At 42.8% G+C, this 1,193-nt stretch carries 1 protein-coding gene; it reads left to right on the top strand.

Annotated features, from left to right (window positions below):
* Window positions 1–618: hypothetical protein (locus Q674_RS34795; RefSeq protein WP_227501238.1), on the top strand; the 618-nt coding region annotated here is incomplete at its 5' end.
* Window positions 619–1,193: the final 575 nt, after the last annotated feature.

Below are 1,193 nucleotides of genomic sequence, written 5' to 3'. Positions count from 1 at the left end.
CAGTTATTCAGACCTTCCTTAAAGAGAACGACGATGGAATTCATACAGAAGAAAAAATCAAACAAGCATACATTTACGCTGCATGATGATTACTTTAATTTTGCATATGAGGATAGGTCAGGCTCTGGTGATGCAGATATATACTATGCTGATTTCCCGCAGAAATCATCAGTTCAAATTGAGCAAAATGAATGGCTCAGGAATGTAGGTTATCTTTGGATAGCGCTGGGCATATTCCAACTTGGCTATGCCGTTTATTCCGAGGCTTCATTGTCAGGAAAAGGTTTTTGGATACTTATTGGCCTGGTATGCGTAGCCTGGGCATATTTCTCTAAAGTGAAATACACAGTATTTCGGGCTGAACGTGGAAATATATTTGTCATTCAGGATAAAAATCACGATCGGATAGTTGATGAATTAAACACAAGAAGAAAGTCCCAAATTTTAAAATTATATGGTGAAGTGAACCCGGAAAACGACCTGGAAAGCGAGATTCAAAAGTTTAGGTGGCTCGAGCAGCAAAAAATAATAAGCAAAGAAGAGTGCGAGCAAAAAATTGCTCAGGTGGAGCTGCTTAAAATGGATGATTTTGAGTTGCCAAGGGAGAGATTGAATTAATGCCCGGAAAATTCTTCTATGGGTGCATCTACACTGCCCCAGAGCACGGCGTTTTACATATGAAGTAGTCGCAGAAAATGACAAAGAGTCGTGGCCAAGGTGGGCCAATTAAATCGAGCTGAATCAGCCACTTTGTAACCCTGCTCTTCTCGCCATTAAATGGCGAGAAGAGCAGGGCAAACCATTTTGGCACTGGGTTTTGTTTATTCGAGAAAATGGCGAGGCAAAGGTCCTGGATTCCAAAAAGGCATTGAAATCAAACGTTCGCCGGGATTTCGGGCGCATTAAACCCAAGTGGTACATCGAGGTTACCAATTAACAAGACGCAGCGGTTCTCGGCCCATGGCCACTGGATGCCCTTTACCTGGCTTCCCATACGCCACTTCAAGGCTGCCTCTATGATTCGCCGCTCTGTGCGCGCCCATACCACACCGTTATATAATTGGAGTAACATGGAAAAACTAGCGCATGAAATATGGATATTTGATGGTGAACCCGTTCAGTTCTTAGGGAAGGTCTGAATAACTGCTGATATTTGCCCATCTTGGGTTTAAACGGCAAAAAATCGAAGATTC

Source organism: Marinobacter sp. EVN1 (assembly GCF_000475375.1).
GTDB lineage: Bacteria > Pseudomonadota > Gammaproteobacteria > Pseudomonadales > Oleiphilaceae > Marinobacter > Marinobacter nauticus.
Note: the sequence above shows the minus strand (reverse complement) of the source record. Positions and strands in the feature narration are given on the sequence as shown.